The 25008-nt window shown below is 44.8% G+C and carries 20 protein-coding genes; 18 read left to right on the forward strand and 2 right to left on the reverse strand.

From position 1 onward, the window contains the following. Positions 1-121 precede the first annotated feature (121 nt). Entirely contained in the window at positions 122-613 is a 492-nt protein-coding gene (locus F8C76_RS15370) for a hypothetical protein (protein ID WP_152132535.1), read from the forward strand. Between the two features lie 64 nt (positions 614-677). On the opposite strand, the gene F8C76_RS15375 is transcribed toward F8C76_RS15370, so the two are convergent. Continuing rightward, on the reverse strand, positions 678-1052 hold the full coding sequence (locus tag F8C76_RS15375) for an SPOR domain-containing protein (RefSeq protein WP_129655480.1): 375 nt from the start codon (positions 1050-1052) through the stop codon (positions 678-680). 235 nt (positions 1053-1287) lie between these two features. Between F8C76_RS15375 and F8C76_RS15380 the strand changes: the two genes are divergently transcribed. From F8C76_RS15380 to F8C76_RS15420, 9 genes are all read left to right on the forward strand, one after another. Further along, on the forward strand, positions 1288-2622 hold the full coding sequence (locus F8C76_RS15380) for a cytochrome c3 family protein (RefSeq protein WP_152132536.1): 1335 nt from the start codon (positions 1288-1290) through the stop codon (positions 2620-2622). Between the two features lie 32 nt (positions 2623-2654). Then, on the forward strand, positions 2655-5786 hold the full coding sequence (locus tag F8C76_RS15385) for a TAT-variant-translocated molybdopterin oxidoreductase (protein ID WP_152132537.1): 3132 nt from the start codon (positions 2655-2657) through the stop codon (positions 5784-5786). Positions 5787-5816: 30 nt separating this feature from the next. Further along, positions 5817-7271 carry an NrfD/PsrC family molybdoenzyme membrane anchor subunit gene (nrfD, locus tag F8C76_RS15390; RefSeq protein ID WP_129655474.1) on the forward strand — a complete coding sequence of 485 codons (1455 nt, stop codon included), beginning with the start codon at positions 5817-5819 and terminating at the stop codon, positions 7269-7271. Positions 7272-7273: 2 nt separating this feature from the next. Further along, positions 7274-7801, forward strand: coding sequence for a DUF3341 domain-containing protein (locus tag F8C76_RS15395; RefSeq protein ID WP_129655472.1), 528 nt, complete (start codon positions 7274-7276; stop codon positions 7799-7801). A 4-nt stretch (positions 7802-7805) separates the two neighbouring features. Next, a complete protein-coding gene (locus tag F8C76_RS15400; RefSeq protein WP_152132538.1) occupies positions 7806-8375 on the forward strand; it encodes a c-type cytochrome in 570 nt (189 codons plus the stop codon). A gap of 17 nt (positions 8376-8392) precedes the next feature. Next, on the forward strand, positions 8393-9745 hold the full coding sequence (locus tag F8C76_RS15405) for a quinol:cytochrome C oxidoreductase (protein ID WP_152132539.1): 1353 nt from the start codon (positions 8393-8395) through the stop codon (positions 9743-9745). 28 nt (positions 9746-9773) lie between these two features. Continuing rightward, positions 9774-10832, forward strand: coding sequence for a cytochrome c oxidase subunit II (locus F8C76_RS15410; protein ID WP_152132540.1), 1059 nt, complete (start codon positions 9774-9776; stop codon positions 10830-10832). A gap of 41 nt (positions 10833-10873) precedes the next feature. After that, positions 10874-12691 carry a cytochrome c oxidase subunit I gene (locus F8C76_RS15415; protein ID WP_129655464.1) on the forward strand — a complete coding sequence of 606 codons (1818 nt, stop codon included), beginning with the start codon at positions 10874-10876 and terminating at the stop codon, positions 12689-12691. Between the two features lie 124 nt (positions 12692-12815). After that, complete coding sequence (locus F8C76_RS15420) at positions 12816-13640, forward strand: GIN domain-containing protein (RefSeq protein ID WP_170284042.1); 825 nt, start codon at positions 12816-12818, stop codon at positions 13638-13640. A gap of 2 nt (positions 13641-13642) precedes the next feature. On the opposite strand, the gene F8C76_RS15425 is transcribed toward F8C76_RS15420, so the two are convergent. After that, positions 13643-15907 carry an acyl-CoA dehydrogenase family protein gene (locus F8C76_RS15425; RefSeq protein WP_152132542.1) on the reverse strand — a complete coding sequence of 755 codons (2265 nt, stop codon included), beginning with the start codon at positions 15905-15907 and terminating at the stop codon, positions 13643-13645. A 138-nt stretch (positions 15908-16045) separates the two neighbouring features. Here F8C76_RS15425 and ruvB point away from each other — a divergent pair, with 138 nt between their 5' ends. The 8 genes from ruvB to ruvA all read left to right on the forward strand — a co-directional run bounded on the left by ruvB (position 16046) and on the right by ruvA (position 25004). Further along, a complete protein-coding gene (gene ruvB, locus F8C76_RS15430; RefSeq protein WP_129655458.1) occupies positions 16046-17068 on the forward strand; it encodes a Holliday junction branch migration DNA helicase RuvB in 1023 nt (340 codons plus the stop codon). A gap of 223 nt (positions 17069-17291) precedes the next feature. Further along, complete coding sequence (locus F8C76_RS15435; protein ID WP_249042434.1) at positions 17292-18368, forward strand: c-type cytochrome; 1077 nt, start codon at positions 17292-17294, stop codon at positions 18366-18368. A 12-nt stretch (positions 18369-18380) separates the two neighbouring features. After that, complete coding sequence (locus tag F8C76_RS15440) at positions 18381-19058, forward strand: Tat (twin-arginine translocation) pathway signal sequence containing protein (protein WP_152132543.1); 678 nt, start codon at positions 18381-18383, stop codon at positions 19056-19058. Between the two features lie 11 nt (positions 19059-19069). Next, entirely contained in the window at positions 19070-19480 is a 411-nt protein-coding gene (locus F8C76_RS15445; protein ID WP_129655452.1) for a DsrE family protein, read from the forward strand. Positions 19481-19547: 67 nt separating this feature from the next. Continuing rightward, positions 19548-20444, forward strand: coding sequence for a tRNA epoxyqueuosine(34) reductase QueG (gene queG / locus F8C76_RS15450; RefSeq protein ID WP_439108300.1), 897 nt, complete (start codon positions 19548-19550; stop codon positions 20442-20444). 188 nt (positions 20445-20632) lie between these two features. After that, positions 20633-21964, forward strand: a complete 1332-nt coding sequence (locus F8C76_RS15455) for an MFS transporter (RefSeq protein ID WP_152132545.1) — start codon at positions 20633-20635, stop codon at positions 21962-21964. 120 nt (positions 21965-22084) lie between these two features. Continuing rightward, positions 22085-24382, forward strand: coding sequence for an NADP-dependent malic enzyme (locus F8C76_RS15460; RefSeq protein ID WP_152132546.1), 2298 nt, complete (start codon positions 22085-22087; stop codon positions 24380-24382). A gap of 40 nt (positions 24383-24422) precedes the next feature. Further along, positions 24423-25004 carry a Holliday junction branch migration protein RuvA gene (gene ruvA, locus F8C76_RS15465; protein ID WP_129655444.1) on the forward strand — a complete coding sequence of 194 codons (582 nt, stop codon included), beginning with the start codon at positions 24423-24425 and terminating at the stop codon, positions 25002-25004. The last annotated feature ends 4 nt before the right edge of the window (positions 25005-25008 follow it).

The raw sequence follows: 25008 nt of genomic DNA on the forward strand, positions 1-25008 counted from the left end.
TGAAAAGCCGTTCAAGGCCATTACGTTTGATCTGTTGTCCCCTTTATACCCGAGGCGGCTTCTAAGTTCTAGTGAAAGTTCTTCACACTTGACCCGATGGAGAATTGGCTACCAACACCAATTGAACCAAAGATGGGGCATAGGTGCCGATTTCGGTTACGGAAACAAAAGTTTGGCCGTTTTTAAGGAAAGAGAGCATTATAGGTTGTATGAGTTTAGGTCAGAAATTCTATACCTACCTCTGCAACAAAGTAGGATAAAGGTATATTTTTCCTTTCAGCCCTTTTATATTCTACATACTGAGACGCTACTGAACAAATCAGTTTTTGCTGAAGGAATGGGCAGGGTCAGCTTCGATCGGGCAGATTATAAAAGAATCAAATATGGTTTTACGTTCAACTATGGTTTTCTCTTTCCAATATTTCCTTCAATAAGGCTCAATGTTTATACGGGAGGGGGTTTAAAGAGGAGGGAAAACGACTATGCATCATTCGTTAATCTTGCCCCGAGTCCATATGATGAAGACCATTTTCCACCTTACTTCGATTCATATGAACCATTGACCGAATTTGAATTTTCATTTGGAATGAAAGCTTACTTTTTCCTTAAATAAATATCCGGGATATGGCAGAGTGAAGCCTTATGTGTTCATTGCGCCGATGCGGATGGGAGTATTGCTATGATTTGGAATCGTGCTCCGGTTTCAGGAGCATGGCATCGGGATATTTTTTTCGGACTTCAAGGTATTTTCGTTCCGCCTCCAATTTGGTCTTGAACCGGCCAAGGCGAACCCGGTAGGTAGGGGATTCAAATTCAATTTTGGAATCCCATCCCGGAAAATCAATTTCAACCTGGGCCTTCAGGTTCTGTGCTTTTTGGTAGGAGCCAAAACCTACTTGGATTTGGTAAAACTCTGCTTTTGAGTTCACTTCGGTATAGCGTTTTACCAACTCGTCTATTTTAGGGTCCTGCTGTATGGAAACTGTTCCTTCCTGTGCGGAAATATGCAGGGCAAAGCCTGTAAAAAGCGCAATAAATACAAGAGTCTTCATATAATTCAAGTGTTTTGACATACGGTCATGGTGCAAAAGTAAATTTTTATGGTCTAACCCCGTTGAACCCACTTTATTTAGAATCTTTATAAATTAGAAGTTATAAATACCTTAACATTTCAAAAAATGGCGCTATGTCGTACTTTTGTGACCAATTTTGGTAGGACTGGAAGCTATTGTTCTCAATATCAATAGAAATAATCATGCCAAAGATTTCGATAGAAATTTCGTTAATATGAAAAAGGTTTTGTACCGCCATCTATTTTCTAAAATTTTAGGTTTCTCTCTCCTATTTTTCTCCATTTCATTTTATGCGCAGGAAGAAGCTGCCGCCGCAGGTGGTGGTGATCCGGCAAAAGGGAAACAGCTCTTTAACCAGAACTGTGCTGCTTGCCACGCCCTGGACCGTAAAATGACAGGTCCTGCCCTGGCCAACGTGGAAGCGCGTTTGTCAGAGGATCAAGGATTGGATAAGGAGTGGCTGTATTCTTGGATCAAGAACAGCCCTGGGATGATTAGTTCAGGGGATTCCTATGCAAATGCAATTTACGCCGAGTACAATCAGGCGGCAATGACGCCTTTCCCAACCTTGTCCAATCAGGACATCGATGATATTTTGGCCTATACGGCCGCTCCGCCTCCTGCGCCAGCAGCTGCTCCAGCGGCATCAGGTGGAGGTGATGGAGGTTCTGCTGCGTCTGGTGGAATATCCAATGAAGTGATTTTGGGTGCCTTGGCGTTGGTGTTCGGTCTGTTGGTCATCATGTTGATTTTGGTGAACAAGACCTTGCGTAGAATCGCGGAAGCCAATGGGGTTGTGTTGGAACAAGAGAAAGAAAAACGTCTTCCCATTTGGAAAGCGTTTGCCAAAAACCAGTTTTTGGTCTTGGTAAGTGCCATTTTCCTTTTGTTGGCCAGCGCGTATTTCGCTTATGGATGGATGATGCAGGTGGGTGTCGATCAAGGATATGCCCCGGTACAGCCCATTCACTTTTCACATAAGATCCACGCAGGGGACAATAAGATAGATTGTAAATATTGCCACTCTTCGGCAAGGGTTTCAAAAACATCGGGGATACCTTCCTTGAATGTTTGTATGAACTGTCACAAGTCCATCTACCAATATGCCGGTAATCCAGAAGGACCATCAGCTGAAGATTTGGCTGCCGGTCACACCAATGATTTTTACACCGCTGAAATCAAAAAGCTGTACAAGGCCGTTGGATGGGATGAGGAAAATCAATCCTACACTGGTGAGACACAACCAGTGCAATGGGTAAGAATACATAACCTGCCTGATTTTGCCTATTTCAACCACTCCCAGCACGTTTCTGTTGCGGGGGTTGCTTGCCAGACTTGTCACGGTCCTGTTGAGGAAATGGAAGTCGTGGAACAATTTGCGCCATTGACCATGGGTTGGTGTGTAAACTGTCACAGGGAGACCAATGTGAAGATCGAGGGCAATGCCTACTACGAGGCCATTCATGAGGAGTTGTCCAAAAAGTATGGCGTTGAGCAGTTGACCGCGGCCATGATGGGTGGTATAGAATGTGGTAAGTGTCACTATTAAGAATTAAAGGAAGATAATCTCAGATATATCGTATGGCATCAAACAAAAAATATTGGAAAAGTGAAGCGGAGCTGAATCCGAACGATTCCATTGTTGAGACGCTAAGACAAAACGAATTTACAGAACAGATCCCCGTTGATGAGTTTTTGGGTGACAAGGAGAACTTGTCCGCTTCAAATACCAACAGAAGGGACTTTCTGAAATATGTTGGGTTCAGTACGGCAGCGGCGGCTGTTGCTGCATGTGAGGGGCCGGTCCATAAGTCCATACCCTACGTGGTGCAGCCGGACAATATTGTTCCGGGTGTGGCCAACTATTACGCAACCACTATTGCGGATGGTTTTGATTTTGCCAGTGTTTTGGTAAAAACAAGGGAAGGAAGACCTATAAAAATAGAAAACAACACCGATGCCAAGGTGAACGGAAGTGCCAATGCAAGGGTTCAAGCCTCTGTGTTGACACTGTATGATAGCAAGCGGGTTCAAGGGCCAAGTGCCAATGGTGAGCCTGTGGAGTGGATGGTGTTGGATGCTACGGTAAAAGCTAAATTGGGAAGTTTGAAAGGGTCTAACCGACAAATTGTTTTGTTGACCCAGACGTATGCCAGTCCATCTACCGATAAATTGATCGCTGAGTTCAAGGAAGCTTATGGTGAAAACGTGAACCACGTGGTTTATGATGCCATTTCCGAAGATGCTGCGCTCAATGCGTTCAATGCTGCTTATGGTGAGCGTGCCTTGGCTGATTACGATTTTGAAAAAGCAGAATTGATCGTTTCCTTCGGGGCCGATTTCTTGGGAGATTGGCAAGGAGGAGGCTATGATAGCGGATATGCCAAAGGACGTGTGCCCAAACATGGGAAAATGTCCAGGCACATTCAATTGGAGTCCAATATGTCTTTGTCCGGAGCCAATGCGGACAAGCGTTATCCCATGACCCCAACCCAACAAAAAGTTGCCTTGGCCAAGTTGTATGGCAAATTGAACGGCAGTAGTGTTGGTGGAGGGACTTCTGATGTGGATGAAGCTGTGGATAAGGTTGCTTCCGAGTTGAAAAAAGCGGGAAGCAAAGCCGTTGTGGTCACAGGACTTAATGATGTAAATGCACAGACGGTTGTCTTGGCCATCAATAAATTATTGGCCAGTGAGGCTTTTGATGCCAAAAACCCACGATATGTGCGTCAAGGTGATACGGCCAAAGTGGGCAAGTTGATTGCCGATATGAATGCCGGTCGTGTTGGGGCTTTGATCATGGACGGGGTGAATCCTGCCTATACATTGCCCAATGCCGAGGAGTTTGTAACCGGACTTGGAAAAGTTGATGTTTCCGTGGCATTTGCGTTCAATAATGACGAAACCGCCCAAGCGGCTGGTTATGTTGCTGCTGCTTCCCACTACTTGGAGTCTTGGGGCGATGCACAGTTCAAAAAAGGACAATACACTTTAATGCAACCTGCCATCCGACAGTTGTTCGATACAAGACAGTTCCAAACGGCCTTGTTGACTTGGATGGGCAGTGAAAAAGCATATTACGATTACATCAAGGAAACTTGGAGTGCGGATATCCTTCAGGGAGGGTCTTGGAACAAGGCGCTTCAGGATGGGGTTTTTGCAGCTTCTGCTCCTGTTGCCCAAGAAGAGGGTGCCGTTGCAGCTTCACAAGCTGAGGCGGAAGAAGCGGAAGGTGAATCCACAGTGGTTCCCATTGCCTCTGCAATTCGCTCCTTGGTGAATGCTACCAGTGCCGGAACGGAATTGGTGCTATATTCCAAAGTAGGTATGGGAGATGGCCGACAGGCCAACAACCCATGGTTGCAAGAGTTCCCTGATCCTATTTCAAGGGTTTCTTGGGACAACTACGTGACTGTTTCCAAAGCCGATGCCGAAAAATGGGGTGTGGAAAACAAGATGGTCGCCGATGGTGGTGTCAATGGTAGCTATGTAAAATTGACCGTTGATGGAAAAGTATTGGAAAGTGTTCCGGTAATCGTACAGCCTGGTCAGGCGGTAGGAACCGTGGGACTTTCTTTTGGATATGGTAAAAAAGCCGGAATGCAAGCTGAAATGGCTACGGGGGTAAATGCTTACACCTTGTATACCAATTTTTCAGATGTACAGTCCGTTACTGTTGAAAAGGCTGCTGGAGAGCATGAGTTTGCTTGTATCCAGTCGCAAAAAACATTGATGGGTAGAGGGGATATCATCAAGGAAACTACCTTGGAGATCTTCAATACCAAGGACCATGCAGAGTGGAATCATATGCCACAGGTTTCATTGAACCACAATGAAATCCCTGTGACTTCTCCAGATGCCGACCTTTGGGATGAGTTCGATCGTTCTATTGGGCATCACTTCAACTTGTCCATCGACTTGAATGCTTGTACAGGATGTGGGGCTTGCGTTATAGCTTGTCACGCTGAAAACAACGTTCCGGTTGTGGGTAAAGCAGAGATGCGTCGTTCCCGTGATATGCACTGGTTGCGCATCGATAGATATTACTCTTCAGAGGAGACCTTTGAGCAGGATAATGAGAAGAAGGACGGAATGGACGGTCTATGGGGTGAAAAAGGTTCCTTGGGTGGATTCAGGGAGATGGAAGATCCATCGGCCAATCCTCAGGTAGCCTTCCAGCCTGTAATGTGCCAACACTGTAACCATGCACCCTGTGAAACGGTTTGTCCGGTTGCGGCCACATCGCACAGTAGACAAGGTCAGAACCATATGGCATACAACCGTTGCGTGGGTACTAGATATTGTGCCAACAACTGTCCCTACAAAGTACGTCGATTCAACTGGTTCTTGTACAACAACAATGACGAGTTCGATTTCAATATGAACAATGACTTGGGCAAGATGGTCATCAACCCAGATGTGAACGTTCGTTCAAGAGGGGTAATGGAAAAATGCTCCATGTGTATCCAAATGACGCAAAAGACCATTTTGGATGCCAAGCGCGATGGACGTGTCATCAAGGATGGAGAGTTCCAAACAGCCTGTTCTGCAGCATGTAGCAGTGGAGCTATGGTATTTGGGGATGTTAATGATCACGACAGTAAAGTTGCCAAGTTGAAGGAAGATGATAGAATGTACCACTTGTTGGAGCATGTGGGTACAAAACCCAATGTGTTCTATCATGTTAAAGTAAGAAACACCAACGAGGCGTAATCAATAAAAGAAGTAACTAGAAGATAAATTATGGCGTCGCATTACGAAGCACCTATTCGAAAGCCCTTAGTACTTGGAGACAAAGGATACCACGATGTAACCGTGGACATTGCCCGTCCGGTAGAGGGAAAGGCCAATAAACAATGGTGGATTGTCTTCACCATTGCCCTTGTGGCATTCCTTTGGGGTCTAGGATGTATCATTTATACCGTTTCCACGGGTATTGGGGTTTGGGGTCTAAACCGAACCGTTAACTGGGCCTGGGATATTACCAACTTCGTTTGGTGGGTAGGTATTGGTCACGCAGGAACCCTGATTTCGGCGGTACTGTTGTTGTTCCGTCAAAAATGGAGAATGGCGATCAACCGTTCCGCGGAGGCGATGACCATCTTCTCGGTAGTTCAGGCTGGTTTGTTCCCGATCATTCACATGGGTCGTCCATGGTTGGGTTACTGGGTACTTCCCATCCCTAACCAATTTGGTTCCCTTTGGGTGAACTTTAACTCACCATTGCTTTGGGACGTATTTGCGATTTCAACTTACCTTTCTGTTTCATTGGTATTCTGGTGGACGGGTCTTTTGCCTGACTTCGCCATGATCCGTGACAGAGCGGTAAAACCTTTCCAAAAGAAAATATACAGCTTGTTGAGCTTCGGTTGGACCGGTAGGGCCAAAGACTGGCAACGTTTCGAGGAAGTTTCCTTGGTATTGGCCGGTTTGGCAACACCTTTGGTACTTTCCGTACACACCATCGTATCGTTTGACTTTGCTACTTCGGTAATTCCAGGATGGCACACCACCATCTTCCCACCGTACTTCGTTGCTGGTGCGATTTTCTCTGGATTTGCCATGGTGAACACGCTTTTGATCATCATGCGTAAAGTATGTAATCTTGAAGCGTATATCACAGTTCAACATATTGAGTTGATGAACATCGTGATCATGATTACAGGTTCCATCGTAGGATGTGCCTATATCACGGAGTTGTTCATTGCTTGGTACTCAGGAGTGGAGTACGAACAATACGCTTTCTTGAACAGGGCTACCGGGCCTTACTGGTGGGCGTACTGGTCCATGATGACCTGTAACGTGTTCTCGCCCCAGTTCATGTGGTTTAAAAAATTGCGTACCAGTATCATGTTCTCTTTCTTTATCTCTATCGTGGTAAACATAGGGATGTGGTTTGAGCGTTTCGTGATCATTGTTACCTCATTGCACAGGGATTACTTACCATCATCTTGGACCATGTTCTCCCCAACCTTTGTGGATATCGGAATCTTTATTGGAACCATAGGATTCTTCTTTGTGTTGTTCCTATTGTATTCCAGAACATTCCCTGTAATTGCCCAAGCGGAAGTGAAATCTATCTTGAAGGCATCAGGTGAAAAGTACAAGAAACTTAGGGATGCTGGAAAACCATTGTATGAAATGCCGGCTAAAGGAGGAAATACAACTAAAGCTAAAAAATCTAACGATAAAGAATAATTATGGCATCAAAAGTTATACAAGCACTTTACCACGATGACGATGTGTTGATGCATGCCGTAAAGAAAGTGAGGGCAGAGCACCATCATATAGAGGAAGTATATACCCCTTTCCCAGTTCACGGTTTGGACAAGGCCATGGGATTGGCTGATACGCGAATTGCGATCACTTCCTTCATGTATGGCTGTTTGGGACTTACCGTGGCTATTGTGATGATGAACTACATCATGATCGAGGATTGGCCCCAGGATATTGGAGGAAAGCCCAGCTTTAGCTATTTGGAGAATATGCCCGCCTTTGTTCCGATCATGTTCGAGTTGACGGTTTTCTTCGCGGCTCACTTGATGGTGATCACGTTTTACCTAAGAAGTAAAATGTGGCCCTTCAAAAAAGCGGAAAATCCCGATAAACGTACTACGGATGACCATTTTTTGATGGAAATTGGAGTGCACGATAATGAAAAGGAGTTGACCGATTTGTTGTGGGAAACAGGAGCGGTGGAAATAAAAGTTACAGAAAAGGAGTCTTAATACTATGAAACTACTAGGTAAAATAAGTGTTGTATTGGCCTTGGTGTTGTTTGTTGCTGCTTGCGCTGACAAAAACAGACCAAACTACCAATTTATGCCAAATATGTACGAAGGCGTAGGATATGAAACCTATCAAGGAGTGGATAATGGACTGTTCCCCGAAGGAACGGAAGCCATGTTGCCTGTTGAAGGAACCATCTCCAGAGGATATATGCCCTATGAGTTCGAAAATACTCCTGAAGGAAAAGAACTGGCAAGGTTGAATACAAGTCCCTTGGATTCATTGAACTTGGAGGAAGACTTGGCTGCCGGAGCGGAATTGTACGCTATTTATTGTGCGGTATGCCATGGACCTAAAGGCGACGGACAAGGAAACTTGGTAAAACGTGAAAAAATATTGGGTGTTCCCAGCTACAGTGATGTGGCAAGAAACATTACCGTGGGTACTACGTACCATACCATCTACTATGGTTTGAATTCCATGGGCTCCTATGCATCTCAGTTCGCTAATGAAAAAGAGATGTGGCAGGTGTCGGAATACGTGATGAAGTTAAAGGGGGACCTAACAAAATAATTGGATAAGAGTAAACTATGTACACCTTTTCAAACAGACTTAAAATAGGATCTTTCATTGCCATGGGGCTTGGAGTTATTTTCTTGGCCATTGGTTTTCTATCGGCTCCATCAACAGTGGAAGAGGCAAAGGCCATTGTGGCTGCCCATGATGATGGCCACGGAGGTGGTCACGGACAAGAGGCTGTGAGCCATGGAGGTGATCAAGGCCATGGAGAAAGTGCCGCACACGGTGCAGAAGCTTCGCATGATGAAGGACATGATGCCTCACATGATGAGCATTTATTGCACCAACTACAGAACAAGCCTTGGGCCGCACTGTATGTAGCTGCTTTCTTTTTCTTTATGATCGCTTTGGGGGTATTGGCCTTCTACGCCATACAACGTGCCGCACAGGCAGGTTGGTCGCCCTTATTGTTTAGGGTCATGGAAGGGATTACCTCGTACTTGGTACCAGGAGGTATCGTAGTCTTTGTGATTTTGGTACTCTCTGTAATGCACATGAACCATATGTTCGTGTGGATGGATGCCGATGTTGTGGCACACGATGAATTGCTACAAGGAAAAGCAGGATATTTGAACCCAACCTTCTTCTTGGTAAGGGCCGCTATATTCTTGGGCGGATGGATTTTTTACCGTGAGTATTCCAGAAAGCTTTCTTTGGCTCAAGACGAGTCTGATGACGATAGCAACTTTATAAAGAACTTTAGATGGTCTGCCGGATTCTTGGTATTCTATTTGGTTACTGAATCCATGATGTCATGGGATTGGATCATGAGTTTGGATCCACACTGGTTCAGCACCCTTTTTGGATGGTATGTATTTGCCAGTATGTTCGTTTCAGGGATTACTGTGATTGCCATGGTGACTATTTACCTAAAATCAAAAGGATATTTAGAGCAGGTGAACAATAGCCACATCCACGATTTGGCCAAGTTTATGTTCGGTATCAGTATTTTCTGGACGTACCTATGGTTTGCCCAATTCATGTTGATTTGGTATGCCAACATTCCTGAGGAGGTTACCTATTATGTGGCACGTTTCCAAGATTTCAAACTGCCGTTCTTCGCCATGTTGGTGATGAACTTTGTGTTCCCATTGTTGGTGTTGATGAACAGCGACTACAAACGGGTCAACTGGTTTGTGATCATGGCAGGTATCGTGGTATTGGCAGGACACTATTTGGATATCTTTAATATGGTGATGCCGGCAACGGTAGGAGACCAATGGTATATCGGGTTGCCCGAAATAGGAGGTATATTGTTCTTTGGAGGTCTATTTGTGTACTGGGTGTTCAATACCTTGACCAAGGCTCCGTTGCAGCCCAAGCGCAATCCATTTATTGAGGAAAGTAGACATTTTCATTATTAATACGATTTAAGTCTTAGATAAGTATACAATGACTGCATTATTAACATTGACTGTTTTAGCACTGGTGGCGATTGCGATATGGCAAATGACCAAGATTTTTGAATTGTCCCAACTTAAAACAGAGAAGACCGAGATAGCAAACGATACCGATAACAAAAACAACGGATATCTGTTGTTTGCATTCCTGATATTCATCTATGGGATCACCATATTTTGTTTTGCAAAATATACCAAAGTGTTGTTGCCAGAGGCATCATCTGCCCATGGTGGGGAATACGACCAATTGATGTGGGTGTCCTTTGCGATCATTTTCTTTGTTCAGTTTATCACACAGGCCTTGTTGCACTATTTTGGGTACAAGTACCGTGGGGAAGAAGGAAAAAAAGCATTGTTTTTTGCAGACAATGACCGTTTGGAGTTCATCTGGACCATCATCCCAGTAGTGGTTTTGGCCGGATTGATCCTTTGGGGATTGTATACTTGGACCAACATCATGGATGTCAACGATGAGGATGACCCATTGATTGTTGAACTTTATGCCCAACAGTTTAACTGGACCGCCCGTTATGGTGGGGAGGATAATGTTTTGGGAGATGCCAATGTACGCTTGATTGATATTGATAAGGCCAACATATTGGGCTTGGATGAAGCAGATCCGAATGGGGAAGATGATGTTATTGTAAAGGAATTGCACTTGCCCGTAGGCAGAAAGGTGAACTTTAAGATGCGTTCCCAAGATGTGCTTCACTCAGCATATATGCCACACTTTAGGGCTCAGATGAACTGTGTGCCCGGAATGATCACACAATTCTCGTTCACACCAACCGTGACCACGGAAGAAATGCGTTTGAACCCAGATGTAGTGGAAAAAGTAAAACGTACCAATGCCATTAGGGCAGAATGGGCAGCAGAAGGAAGACCGAATTCCGATCCATGGGAGTTCGATTATGTATTGCTCTGCAATAAAATTTGTGGAAAGTCACACTATAACATGCAAATGAAGATTATAGTGGAGACCGAAGAGGAGTTCAACAAATGGATGGCGGAACAGACTACGTTTAAGCAAACCGTAGCACCCGCAGAATAATTTAGGCTAGGAAAGAAACCATAACAAAACTTAAGAAGATTATGTCAGCTACCGGACACGACGAACACGGACACGAAGATCACGGGCATCATCATAAAGAGACCTTTATCACCAAGTACATCTTTAGTCAAGACCATAAGATGATTTCCAAGCAGTACCTGATTACGGGTCTTATCATGGGATTCATCGGTATTGCAATGTCCTTGTTGTTTAGAATGCAATTGGCATGGCCAGGGGAATCTTTCCCAATCTTTGAGGCCCTACTTGGAAAGTGGGCGCCCGATGGGGTCATGGATGCCGATATTTATTTGGCATTGGTAACCATTCACGGTACCATCATGGTATTCTTTGTACTTACCGCTGGATTGAGCGGTACCTTTAGTAACCTATTGATTCCATTGCAGATTGGTGCAAGGGATATGGCTTCCGGTTTCTTGAATATGGTTTCGTACTGGTTGTTCTTCCTTTCTTCTTTGATCATGGTACTCTCCTTGTTCGTTGAAGCTGGGCCTGCAGCAGCTGGTTGGACCATCTATCCTCCATTGAGTGCTTTGCCTATGGCGCAACCTGGTTCCGGTATGGGTATGACCCTATGGTTGGTTTCCATGGCTATATTCATTGCTTCCTCATTGTTGGGTTCATTGAACTATATTGTAACCGTTCTTAACCTTAGAACCAAAGGAATGTCAATGACACGTTTGCCATTGACCATCTGGGCGTTCTTTGTAACTGCGGTTATCGGGGTGATTTCATTCCCGGTACTTCTTTCAGCAGCCTTGTTGTTGATTATGGACCGTAGCTTTGGAACATCGTTCTTCCTATCCGATATCTTCATTCAAGGTGAGGTATTGCATTACCAAGGAGGTTCGCCCGTATTGTACGAGCACCTGTTCTGGTTCTTGGGTCACCCGGAAGTATATATTGTTATTTTGCCAGCGATGGGAATTGTTTCCGAAGTAATGGCGGTTAACGCACGTAAACCTATTTTTGGTTACCGTGCCATGATTGCCTCCATTTTGGCCATTGCGTTCCTTTCTACGATTGTATGGGGACACCATATGTTCATCTCGGGAATGAACCCATTCTTGGGCTCTGTATTTACATTTACTACACTTTTGATTGCGATTCCATCGGCGGTTAAGGCCTTTAACTGGATTACCACGCTGTGGAAAGGAAACCTGCAATTGAACCCAGGGATGCTGTTCTCCATAGGAATGGTATCTACCTTCATCACTGGAGGTTTAACAGGGATTATTTTAGGTGACAGTACGTTGGATATCAACGTTCACGATACTTACTTTGTAGTGGCTCACTTCCACTTGGTAATGGGTATATCTGCACTGTATGGATTGTTTGCTGGGGTATACCACTGGTTCCCTAAGATGTTCCAAGGACGTATGATGAACAAGAATTTGGGATATGTCCATTTTTGGGTAACGGCGATAGGTTCTTATGGAATCTTCTTCCCCATGCACTTTGTGGGAATGGCAGGGGTGCCAAGACGTTACTACCAGAACACTGCGTTCCCAATGTTTGACGACTTGACCAATATCCAAGTATTGATGACCGTATTTGCCATCATCACTGCAAGTGTACAATTGGTATTTGCCTATAACTTCATCGTTAGTATATTCTACGGTAAGAAGGGTCCACAAAACCCTTGGAAAGCCAATACGTTGGAATGGACCACACCTCAAGAGCACATCCATGGAAACTGGCCGGGGGCCATTCCACATGTGACCCGTTGGGCCTACGATTACAGTAAGACCTACGAAAATGGGGAGTACATCATCGCCGGACAGGATTTTGTTCCGCAGAACGTACCGCTTCAGGAAAATGAGGAAGAACTCAACCACTAAGGTGAAAATATATCAAAAAAGCCCATCCAATTCGGATGGGCTTTTTTGATTGTAGCACATTGATCCACAAGAGTTAGCAACAATTATAATATCTTTAAAGAACGGAACCCCAAAAAGAAGCACAGTGAAAAAAGTACTTGTCCTTATCCTGTTGGTTTTTCCCATTTTGATCTTGGCCCAACGCAAACCCCGAATAAAGGGAAGCCGTATTGTTACCCAGGTCAATGAAGAACTTCCCCCATTCAATGCCATAGTATTGAATGATAATTTGGACATCGTCCTTAAAAAATCTTTTGGTCCGGGTTATGAGGTCATAGCGGACGATAATTTAATAGACATTCTAAAGTTTGAGGTGCAGGACGGTACCTTGCTCATCAGTTCCTATTATGATGTTACGGCAAAGAAACAGTTCGATATCATCGTCAACTATGTAGATTTAAAGGCAATTACCCTTAAAGATGGCAGTATTGTTTCCCAGGATATCATTGAAAGTGATGAGTTGTTTGTAGACGGATTCAACAATACCAAACTCGATATCAAGGCTAGGGCCGGTGTTATGGACATTAATCTGGAAGATACCAGCCATGGGGATTTTAATGTGGATGTGGATAGTTTGAACATCAGCATGGGGCATAAATCCGATGCATACATCTATGCCGTGAACGAAGTCAGCTTGGTGGATTTGGAAGATAATACCTCCCTAACCCTCGAGGGAACCTCCAATAGAGTCCAAGGACGTTTAATGGGAAATGCCAAGTACAAAGGAGAGACCATGGAAGCCGGGACCGTTAAAATGGAACTGGAAAGCAATACAAGCGCCCGCATCTATGCCCACAGCGAATTTGAACTCAGCGCCAAGGGAGATTCAAGGATATACCTCTACGGTACACCAAAAATCACCATCCATGAATTTGTGGACACCTCCCAACTCATTAAAAAGCAAGAATGAGGTTACTGCGCGATGGGCGCGGTAAGACAATGCTCTGGAATGCCAAAGCCGTCCACCAAGACCTCAATATGGGGTCGTAGTTCGGTGGATAAACGTTCCACTCTCTGACGTATCGCCTTGGATTTTGTACTGCCGAGATAGCCCTGTTCCAAATACCATCGGGCATCCAAATGTATCTGTTGCAACGCATGCAGCGTACCTACCTTTTCCAAGAGCTCCCGATAGGTTTCATCTTCTATCGTAGTGCAAAATTCAGAAAAAATGGAGTAGGCCAATTCGGTACTATAGGCCTTGCCCAAGGCCAACAAATGGGTCTGTACCTTCAAGAAAGCCTGATAGGAAGGCACTCCTTTTTTGATATAACCACGAATCCGCATGGCCAAGGTATAGGTCAATCTTCGGGTTCGATAATTAAAGGCATGCTTGTGGAATTTTGGGTTGTACAAGTGCTCCGCATCCACCTTGTTGGAATACAGCGGATTGATGGCCGTTAATTTGTCCGAAAGCTGGCTTTGAAGCAATTTCAACACCGATGTGAACCCAGCACTGTTGAATTCCGCCTTAAAATACGAAAGAATACCTTTTGCTGCCAATTGAAGGAGGACAGTGTTATCCCCTTCGAATGTGGTAAAGATATCCACATCTCCTTTGAGGTCCGCAATTCGGTTTTCCAGCAAATAACCCTTTCCACCACAAGCTTCCCTACATTCTTGGATGGTATCATTGGCAAACCAGGTAATCACGGATTTAAGTCCGGCCACTTGGGTTTCAATTTGCCGCTTGTCCGGTTGGGAGTCGTCACTGTAACGTTTCATCATTTCTTCCAAGACCACATGGTAAACATAGGCACTGGCTATGTCTGGTGTCAATCGTATTTGATGCGTGGGATAATCCATGATCAGATCCTCTTGGATTTTGATACTGTCATTGAATTGTCTGCGGTTCAACGCATGCTTCACGGCTATGGTCAGGGCCATCTTGGCGCCTCCCAAAGCACCACGGGCCACACAGATGCGTCCGCCCACTAACGTGCCCAACATGGTGAAAAAACGCTTGTTCGGATTCTTGATGGATGAAGAATAATTTCCTTCCGAAGTGATTTCTCCGTACTTGTCCAAAAGATTTTCCCGGGGCACACTTACACTGTTGAACCAAATCTTTCCATTGTCCACGCCATTTAGCCCAAGTTTATAGCCATTGTCCTCAATGGTGATGCCTTCAAGCAGTTCGTGCCTTTCATTTCTGAGGGGGACCAAGATGGCGTGCACCCCTTCATTTTTTCCATTGACGATGAGTTGGGCAAAAACAGTGGCTATTGTGGAATGCAATGCATTACCAATATATTCTTTGTTGTCATTCTTACCCGGGGTGTGGATGATGATGGAATCCGTGGTTGGGTCATATGTGGCAGTGGTCCTAATGCCCCTTACATTGGAGCCGTGCCCCGTCTCGGTCATGGCAAAACAGCCCAACAAATTGGTTTTTCCGGCATCGGATAGATATTGGTCATGATGCTTTTTAGTGCCCAATTTTTGGATACTTCCCCCAAAAAGCCCAAACTGTACCCCGAATTTTACCGCAAGGCTGCCGTCCACAAACATCAAATGCTCAAATATGGCGGCATAGGTGGGCATGTTGTCCGTGCCCCCATATGCAGTAGGATACGCCATGGCACCGTACCCCTTTTCACCCAAAAGTTGTACCTGCTCCAATATTCTTGTTCTGAAATCCTCTTTGTTTCGGCGGATATCCCATTGGAAAGTGGGTTGCGCCAAGAACTGGCGAAATTCATCAACTACTGGGGCATGCTCGCCTTTCAGGATTCCATCCAAAATGGTTGCATCGTACAGGTCGGAAGTCTTTTCATGGACTACCTCAACATCGAACAAGTGGTTGTAGTGATTGGGCTGTATGCCCAAATTGATTTCAATATGTTTTAAATGCTCGTTGAAGTCACATTCATCACATCGTAAACTAGCCAATCGTTGACTCAAGGATGCCAAGGGGTAGGTGTCACTTTCCACCAGTTTCACCCCAGAGCTGGAAATGGTTTGTCTCCAAGTTTTGATTTCTTCGTCAGCAGGCGGATTTTCTTTGTTGAGCCAGAGTTTTAATTGTTTCTTTTCATCTGGGTCAAGGGAGTTGTCTTCTTGAACCGTGTTTTCAACTACCGAAATCTCGGAAGCGGAAAGTAGGTCGTCCGACCAAATCACATAGAAAAAAGGGATGTATTGTAGGATTCCCAAGGAATAATCTGTAGTTACCATTGAATTTTGGGTTACGATGGGGTCATTTTGTTTTCAATGTATCTAAGGTAAGGTTTAGTTTTTTAAGATGTGTGCCTGCCATCATTTTGGATGAATTGCTTTCAGCCTCATGGGCTTTTCAACTATATTTGTTAAGCCATGAATGAAAATTTAGATCCAACGGCCCATAATTTTTCCCAAGAGGAGCTCGATATAGAAAGAGCGTTACGCCCTATTACATTCGACGATTTTACGGGACAGGCCCAAGTATTGGAAAACCTTAAGGTTTTTGTACAAGCGGCCAATCTTAGGAATGAGGCCTTGGACCACACCCTTTTTCATGGTCCCCCTGGATTGGGAAAGACCACATTGGCCCATATTCTGGCCAATGAACTTGGTGTGGGGATCAAGGTAACGTCTGGTCCGGTACTGGATAAGCCCGGTGATTTGGCGGGATTGTTGACCAATTTGGAGGAAAGGGACGTTCTCTTCATTGATGAGATCCATCGTTTGAGCCCCATTGTGGAGGAATATCTCTATTCGGCCATGGAGGATTATAAAATTGACATCATGATCGAGACCGGTCCCAATGCAAGGACGGTTCAAATTAATTTGAGTCCCTTTACCCTGATAGGGGCCACCACACGATCTGGATTGCTCACGGCACCCATGCGGGCAAGGTTTGGTATCCAGAGTCGATTGGAGTACTACAACACGGAACTGCTTTCCACTATTGTGGAACGAAGCGCGGAAATCTTAAAAGTGCCGATTACCCAAGAAGCGGCCATAGAAATTGCAGGACGGAGTAGGGGAACCCCCAGGATTTGCAATGCCCTTTTGCGAAGGGTGCGGGATTTTGCCCAGATCAAGGGGGATGGCAACATCGATTTGGGAATCTCCCAATTTAGCCTCAAAGCCTTGAATGTGGATGCCCATGGATTGGATGAGATGGACAATAAGATTTTAAGTACCATCATTGATAAATTCAAGGGAGGCCCTGTCGGAATCACCACCTTGGCCACGGCGGTTTCCGAAAGCGCCGAAACCATTGAGGAAGTGTATGAGCCTTTCCTTATCCAACAAGGTTTCATTATGCGGACCCCAAGAGGTCGCGAGGTCACCGAACTGGCTTATAAGCATTTGGGAAGAATCAAGGGTGGGACCCAACCAGGCTTATTTTAGTAGTGGTACGACTTCTTGTCCAGTAAAATACTTGCCTTCAACTTCATTGATTTTAACATTTTTTTGTAAATTAATACAATGCTTTGGTTTGCAATGCTTTATGTGGTGTTTTTCCTATAAAGTGCTTAAGGCAAATCTATGGTTTTGATATGATGTAGCTATTCCAGATCTACCATTTACGAATTAGGTTCTCAGATAGATTTTAATCGGTCGTGATGGTATTATGGAAGCTAGTCAAGGAAATACACGGACTTCCACTGCAATGGACTCCCAATCCTTATCCAAGCAAATAAGGGGGTTGTGTGCCAAGATAGGTATTTGTAGTGCCCTCATGATCATTATGGCATTTGGGGTGATTCTGATCGGTTTTGGTTTTGGTGCCAAAAAATCCACATTTACTTCCTTTCCAGACGAGGTCTACTACATGGACTATAATGTCTATAACCTATCCTTCTCCAAGAAAAATGAATTGATCAAACACGGGTTTGAGGTTTTTAGAAATACACCATTGCATATTGGTCCCAAACAGAAGGATTCCTCCCAAATCTATGCAGGTAACAATTTGGCCTGTGCCAGTTGTCATTTAAATGGAGGGACCAAGCCTTATGGTGCTCCCCTGATCGGTGTTGTCAAAAGATTTCCGCAATATCGAGGTCGTGAAGATAAAATGGGCACCATAGAAGAGCGCATCAATGGCTGCATGGAGCGCAGTATGAATGGCAAAGTGATGCCAGAGAGTTTAACGGAAATGAAAGCGCTTATTGCTTACATGGACTGGTTGGGCCGCGCAGCTCCCGATAATGGAAAAATTGAAGGACAAGGATTTTTAAAAATTCAGATTCCAAACCGTGCTGTGGATTTAGCGCATGGACAAGCAGTTTTTGAGAAGGTTTGTGTGGAGTGTCATGCCCGGGATGGTCAGGGACAAACCATGGAAGACAATGGCCTTTACCTCTATCCACCACTTTGGGGGAATGATTCTTATAATAATGGGGCAGGTATGACGAGGGTAATTACCGCTGCCCAATTCATCAAGGGGAACATGCCTTATGGAACCACCTATGACAAACCTTTACTTACCGATGAAGAAGCCTATGATGTTGCGGGATACATCAATCAAAAGTTAAGACCGACCAAACCCAATCGGGAAGTCGACTTTCCGGATTTGGTAAAAAAACCCGTTTCTACCCCCTACGGCCCGTATGTAGATCCTTTTACGCAAGAACAACATCAGCTTGGTCCATTTCAACCCATCATGGCGTATTACAAAGAAAACCATCAAATCAATAAATCTAAATAAACACACATTACAATGAAAACAACACAAACAACATCGCGACGAAATTTTATGGGCGCCATGATGTTGGGGGCCACGGCTTCCACATTATCCGCTTTTACCAACCCAATTTTTGGCGGAGCGCCAGAATTTACCACTTCAGAAATGAAGGGGGCGGAAGATTGGATCAAAACCATTAAGGGCAATCATCGTGTGGTCTATGATGGTTCATATCCGCATAAGGGGTTTCCCGTTATTTGGAACTGGGCCTATTATTTGTCCAATAACGAAATGGGTTCGGCTGACGACCAGATTACGGCCATGACCGTTTTCAGGCACGACGCCATTCCCTTGGCATTACAGGATGACCTCTGGACAAAATACCCACTGGGGGAGATGTTCCATGTGAAAAAAGCGGATGGGACCCCTTATGACCGCAATCCGTTTTACGAACCCCAGGAGGGAGATTTTCCCCTTCCCATGATCCAAGGTGTCAAAGATATGCTGGGTCGCGGGGCCATGTTCTGCGTCTGTAACTTGGCGCTCAATGTGTACAGTGGAGCTGTTGCACAACAGATGGGTAAAGATCCCAATGAGGTATACGAAGAGTGGAAAGCTGCCGTTTTGCCGGGCATCCAGATTGTACCATCCGGTGTTTGGGCATTGGGTAGGGCGCAGGAAGAAGGTTGCGGATACATTTTTGCCGGAGAATAAAATTGAATGCAATGAAAAAAGCAATCGTATTGATCTTGTTATTTGTTTCTGGTGTTGTCATGGCCCAGAATGAACCCATCAAAGTAGTTTTTGATGTAACCAGTAGCAATCCTGATGTGCACCGTACAGCGGCCAAACATTTGCGATTGATGGCCGAGGCGTACCCAGATTCGGAATTTGAAATGGTAATCTACAGCGGAGCCTATTCTATGGTGGATAATAAATCTTCGGTAGCAGGAGAAACCTTAACGGAAATGGTCAAAAAGGACAATGTGTCCATTGTGATCTGCCAACAGACCATGAAACGACATGAAATGTCCATGAACGACCTGATTCCGGGAGTGGGGTCGGTGCCCGATGGAATTTATGAAATCGTCATGAGACAAAAAGAAGGTTGGGGCTACATTAAAGAAGCGCAATGACCGAAATGCATTCAATTGCAATTTTATGGATTAACTTTATGGCATGAATGCCACCAAAAGAACCCAAATGATAAAAACCGAAGCCAAGCGCCTCGGTTTTTTGTCTTGTGGTATTTCCAAAGCGCAATTTTTGGAAGAAGAGGCCCCACGTTTGGAGAAATGGCTCAAAAACAACATGCATGGGGAAATGCAGTACATGGAGAACCATTTTGACAAGCGTTTGGACCCGACCAAATTGGTGGAGGGTTCAAAATCGGTGATTTCCCTACTGTTGAATTACTTCCCATCCCAAGAGCAGAACCAAGACTCCTATAAAATCTCCAAGTATGCCTATGGTACGGATTATCACTTTGTGATAAAGGACAAACTCAAAAGTCTCTTGCATTTTATCCAAGATAAAATAGGGGAGGTCCATGGAAGGGCCTTTGTGGATTCCGCCCCGGTTTTGGACAAGGCATGGGCTGCCAGGAGTGGTCTGGGGTGGATAGGCAAGCACAGCAATCTGCTTACCCAACAAGTGGGTTCGTTTTATTTTATTGCAGAGCTTATTGTGGATTTGGATTTGGAATACGATGCGCCAACTACCGACCATTGTGGTACGTGCACGGCTTGTATCGATGCCTGTCCCACTGAAGCCATTGTGGAACCCTACGTGGTGGATGGCAGCAAATGCATTTCCTATTTTACCATAGAGCTCAAAAATGAAATTCCCACTGAGTTCAAGGGAAAGTTGGACGATTGGATGTTTGGCTGCGATGTTTGCCAGGATGTTTGTCCGTGGAACCGATTTTCAAAACCACACCGTGAACCCCTTTTTGACCCTGACCCTCAATTACTTTCCATGACCAAGAAGGATTGGCAGGAAATTACCGAGGAGGTATTTAGACAAGTCTTCAAGAAATCTGCGGTTAAGCGAACCAAGTACAGTGGATTGCAGCGAAATATCAATTTTTTGAAATCCTAGGATTCACTACAACGTTTTCGTTTTCCGTAATGTCAATTTGGGGTTAAGTTTTTTTAACGGAATCATTAAAAAGACTATATTGAATTGGATTTGCATTGATGTATTCTCAAAATTTAAGCTGTGTTTTTGTTATAATGTAAATCCTTGAGTTTTTCAACTCCAGTTTTGCTAACCAAACAACACATACGATGAAGATCATAAAACCCCGATTGAGTTTTTGGCAGATATTCAATATGAATGTGGGCTTTTTGGGTATCCAATACAGTTTTGGGCTTCAACAGAGCGCTATTAATCCCATTTTTCTTTTTTTGGGTGCCAAAGAAGAGATTCTCCCCATTTTAAACATTGCCGGTCCCATAACCGGATTGATAATCCAACCCATAATTGGGGCAATGTCAGATAAAACATGGTCACCTAGATGGGGGAGGAGAAAACCCTTTTTCTTGATAGGGGCAGTATTGGGCAGTCTGTGTCTGTTTGCTTTTCCTTTGAGCCCTGCTTTGTGGTTTGCCGTGGGACTCTTGTGGATTCTGGATGTGGGCAACAATATGGCCATGGAACCCTATCGGGCTTTCGTGGGGGATAAATTACCCGATGCCCAATTGAGTATTGGTTACCAAATGCAAAGTTTGTTTGTGGGGGCCGGTATTCTTTTGGCCAATGCATCCATCTTTCTGTTTCAAGATTGGTTTGGGGGCGGCCAAGAAATTGAGGGAACGGTTCCCAAATGGTTGTATTATTCCTTCTTTATAGGCTCGTTTTTATCCATTGTCACCATACTATGGTCGGTTTTAAAGACCCCGGAGATACCACCTTCGGATGAAGAACTGGCAGAAATCAACAGGCATAAGTCTTTGCCTTTTATGGAGCGTTTTAAAACCCCGTTTGTAGAGATTTCCCATGCAGTAAAGGAAATGCCCCAGTTCATGTGGCGATTGTCTGCGGTATATCTTTTTCAGTGGTATGCCCTTTTTGTCTATTGGCAGTTCATTACGCCCCTTTTTAGAGCCACTTTGGGGTACGATACCTCAGAAGCTGCGGCTCAAGCCGCTAAAATGAGCACTACATACAATATTGTTACTGCTGTGGTGGCTTTGGTTTTGGTGCCATTGACCATGCGATTTGGAGGGAAAAAGATATATGCACTCAGCTTGTTGGGAACAGCAATAGCCTTGTTTGCCATTCCCAATATTTCGGATCCGGTATATGTCTTGTTCCCTATGGTCTTTTTCGGTATAGGTTGGGCGGCCATGATGGGGATTCCCTACAGTATGGTATCCAAAATTGTTCCCCAGGAACGCAGAGGGGTCTATATGGGGATATTGAATATGATGATTGTAATCCCCATGGGTATCCAAACCTTGACCTTCGGTCCTATCTTTAAAAATGTTCTCGGTGCAAACTCTGTCAATGCCATGTTATTTGCAGGCGGATGTTTTGTGCTGGCCTCACTATTGGCCATGCGACTCAACATTCCAAAGGGCAAGCAAGATTCTGAGTTGGATATTGAAATCCCCTGAGTTTCTGCTTTGATGAGCTGCCCATTTAAAGGGTGTTTCATGGATAATATCAAAATAGGTGGATAGGGACTTTCCAAAACCAAGGAATCCCCTAACTTTACCCCATTCATTTTTCACGATATGAGCAAGGAAAAACAACGACGGGAAGCATTGTTGTATCATGCGAAACCCCAACCCGGAAAGATAAAAATAGTCCCTACCAAACCCTATTCCACCCAGCGAGATTTGGCCTTGGCCTACTCTCCCGGAGTGGCAGAACCCTGTTTGGAAATAGAAAAGAACAAGGACGATGTCTACAAGTACACGGCCAAAGGAAATATTGTGGCCGTAATTTCCAATGGAACGGCCGTTTTGGGTCTGGGCAATATCGGCCCAGAAGCCTCAAAACCCGTGATGGAAGGAAAAAGTCTCCTGTTCAAGATTTTTGCGGATATTGACGGCATCGATATTGAATTGGATACGGAGGATGTGGATAAGTTCATTGAAACCGTAAAGACCATCGCACCCACCTTTGGTGGCATCAATCTGGAAGACATCAAAGCGCCCGAGGCATTTGAAATAGAAAGACGCCTTAAAGAGGAATTGGACATCCCGGTAATGCACGATGACCAACATGGAACGGCCATAATTTCTGCTGCAGCCTTGCTGAATGCCATTGAGTTGACCAATAAAAAAATCGATGAGGTAAAAATTGTGGTCAGTGGTGCCGGTGCTGCCGCAGTTTCCTGCACAAAACTTTACAAAGCTTTCGGAGCCAATGGCAAGAATATTGTCATGCTGGATAGTAAGGGAGTTATCCGAAGTGATAGGGAAAATTTAAGTGAGGAGAAGAAGGAATTTGCCACAGATAGAAAAATTGACACATTAGAAGAGGCTATGAAAGACGCGGATGTGTTTATCGGTCTGTCCATAGCCAATATTGTGACCCCAAAAATGCTCAAGTCCATGGCAGACGACCCCATTGTCTTTGCCATGGCCAATCCAAATCCTGAAATTGCATACGATTTGGCTTGCAAGACCCGAAAGGATGTCATCATGGCCACCGGACGTTCCGATCATCCCAACCAAGTGAACAATGTACTTGGGTTTCCCTTTATTTTTAGGGGAGCATTGGATGTGCGAGCCACCAAGATCAATGAGGAAATGAAAATGGCGGCGGTTAGGGCTTTGGCCGATCTTACCCGTGAACCTGTTCCCGAGCAAGTGAACATTGCATATGATGCCACACGTTTGGCCTTCGGAAAAGAATACATCATCCCAAAACCTTTTGATCCCAGGTTGATCACCACCATTCCGTTGGCCGTAGCCAAGGCCGCTATGGAAAGTGGGGTAGCCAAAGCCCCCATTCAGGATTGGGACAAGTATGAGGAGGAGCTTTATCAAAGATCGGGCAACGACAATAAGGTGGTCCGTTTACTGCACAACAGGGCCAAGGTAAATCCAAAGCGTATTGTTTTTGCCGAAGCTGAACTGTTGGATGTGATGAAAGCAGCTCAAATAGTCTATGAGGAAGGTATTGCGGAACCGATACTTTTGGGACACAAGCCAACCATAGAAAGTCTAAAAAAGGAGCTCGATTTTGATGCCGAAGTGACCATTATCGACCCTCGTTCCGATGAGGTCAAGGAACTGCGGACCAAATATGCCCTTAGATTATGGGAATCCAGAAAACGCAAAGGGGAAACCCAGTATAGTGCCCGGGTGAACATGGGCAAGCGTAACTATTTTGGGGCCATGATGCTTCTTGAAGGGGATGCGGATGGGATGATTTCCGGATATTCCAGGTCATATCCCAAAGTGCTTCGTCCTGTTTTTGAAGTCTTGGGAAGGGCCAAGGGAGTGAAAAACGCTTCCACGGTAAATATTATGATCACGGAAAGAGGACCCCTCTTTTTGGCGGATACCTCCATCAATATAGATCCCAATGCTGAGGAATTGGCAGAGATAGCCCAAATGACAGCCAATGTGGCCAGTACCTTTGGTTTTAATCCGGTTGTGGCCATGCTTTCCTATGCCAACTTTGGGTCATCCATTCATCCCAATGCCCAAAAAGTGAAGGAAGCGGTTCGGATTTTGCATGAAAAGAACCCTGATTTGGTTGTGGACGGAGAAATCCAGACCGACTTTGCCTTGAGCCAAGAATTGTGCAACAATAACTTTCCATTTTCTAAATTGTCCGGGAAAAAGGTGAACACGCTTATTTTTCCCAATTTGGAATCGGCCAATATCACCTATAAACTTCTCAAGGGCCTCAACAAAGCAGACTCCATTGGGCCCATTATGGTAGGACTTACCCGGGCCGCACACATTTTACAATTGGGGGCCAGTGTGGATGAAATGGTGAACATGACCGCCGTGGCCGTTATTGATGCCCAAGAGCGTGAAAAGCGCAGAAATACAAGAAGGGGAGCGGAGTAGTTTCCTCAATCAAAACATTGAATAATCCAACACAACCAATATGATCACCCATTTAAGAGGAAAGCTGGTAGAGAAAAATCCAACCTATGTTATTGTGGAATGTAATGGGGTAGGCTATTTTTTGAACATTTCCCTGCATACATTTTCCTTGTTGAAGGACGAGGAGAACATTCAACTGTACACCCATCTTTTGATCAAGGAAGATTCCCATACGCTGTTTGGTTTTGTGGAGCGATCGGAACGTGAGATTTTTAGATTGTTGATTTCCGTTTCCGGTGTGGGTTCCAGTATTGCAAGGACCATGTTGTCCTCTTTGTCACCCGCCGAAGTAAGGGATGCCATTGCCAATGGCGAGGTGGCTTCCATACAGGCGGTTAAGGGAATTGGGGCCAAGACGGCCCAAAGGGTCATATTGGACTTGAAGGACAAGATTTTGAAAGTCTACGATATGGGTGAAGTTTCCCTTCCATCAAACAATACAAGTAAAGAAGAAGCGTTATCTGCTTTAGAGGTTCTTGGTTTTACCAGAAGACAATCTGAAAAGGTTGTGGACAAGGTGCTTTCCGAAGATCCTTCACTTAGCGTTGAGAACACTATTAAACAGGCGCTGAAAAATTTGTAACTAG

The sequence above is a fragment of the Flagellimonas olearia genome, from assembly GCF_009184425.1.
In the GTDB taxonomy this organism is placed as follows: Bacteria; Bacteroidota; Bacteroidia; order Flavobacteriales; family Flavobacteriaceae; genus Flagellimonas; species Flagellimonas olearia.

Coding starts and splice junctions, on each gene's coding strand:
- F8C76_RS15375 (WP_129655480.1), bottom strand. CDS start 1,052: ATGAAGACTCTTGTATTTATTGCGCTTTTTACAGGCTTTGCCCTGCAT.
- F8C76_RS15380 (WP_152132536.1), top strand. CDS start 1,288: ATGAAAAAGGTTTTGTACCGCCATCTATTTTCTAAAATTTTAGGTTTC.
- F8C76_RS15385 (WP_152132537.1), top strand. CDS start 2,655: ATGGCATCAAACAAAAAATATTGGAAAAGTGAAGCGGAGCTGAATCCG.
- nrfD (WP_129655474.1), top strand. CDS start 5,817: ATGGCGTCGCATTACGAAGCACCTATTCGAAAGCCCTTAGTACTTGGA.
- F8C76_RS15395 (WP_129655472.1), top strand. CDS start 7,274: ATGGCATCAAAAGTTATACAAGCACTTTACCACGATGACGATGTGTTG.
- F8C76_RS15400 (WP_152132538.1), top strand. CDS start 7,806: ATGAAACTACTAGGTAAAATAAGTGTTGTATTGGCCTTGGTGTTGTTT.
- F8C76_RS15405 (WP_152132539.1), top strand. CDS start 8,393: ATGTACACCTTTTCAAACAGACTTAAAATAGGATCTTTCATTGCCATG.
- F8C76_RS15410 (WP_152132540.1), top strand. CDS start 9,774: ATGACTGCATTATTAACATTGACTGTTTTAGCACTGGTGGCGATTGCG.
- F8C76_RS15415 (WP_129655464.1), top strand. CDS start 10,874: ATGTCAGCTACCGGACACGACGAACACGGACACGAAGATCACGGGCAT.
- F8C76_RS15425 (WP_152132542.1), bottom strand. CDS start 15,907: ATGGTAACTACAGATTATTCCTTGGGAATCCTACAATACATCCCTTTT.
- ruvB (WP_129655458.1), top strand. CDS start 16,046: ATGAATGAAAATTTAGATCCAACGGCCCATAATTTTTCCCAAGAGGAG.
- F8C76_RS15435 (WP_249042434.1), top strand. CDS start 17,292: ATGGAAGCTAGTCAAGGAAATACACGGACTTCCACTGCAATGGACTCC.
- F8C76_RS15440 (WP_152132543.1), top strand. CDS start 18,381: ATGAAAACAACACAAACAACATCGCGACGAAATTTTATGGGCGCCATG.
- F8C76_RS15445 (WP_129655452.1), top strand. CDS start 19,070: ATGAAAAAAGCAATCGTATTGATCTTGTTATTTGTTTCTGGTGTTGTC.
- queG (WP_439108300.1), top strand. CDS start 19,548: ATGATAAAAACCGAAGCCAAGCGCCTCGGTTTTTTGTCTTGTGGTATT.
- F8C76_RS15455 (WP_152132545.1), top strand. CDS start 20,633: ATGAAGATCATAAAACCCCGATTGAGTTTTTGGCAGATATTCAATATG.
- F8C76_RS15460 (WP_152132546.1), top strand. CDS start 22,085: ATGAGCAAGGAAAAACAACGACGGGAAGCATTGTTGTATCATGCGAAA.
- ruvA (WP_129655444.1), top strand. CDS start 24,423: ATGATCACCCATTTAAGAGGAAAGCTGGTAGAGAAAAATCCAACCTAT.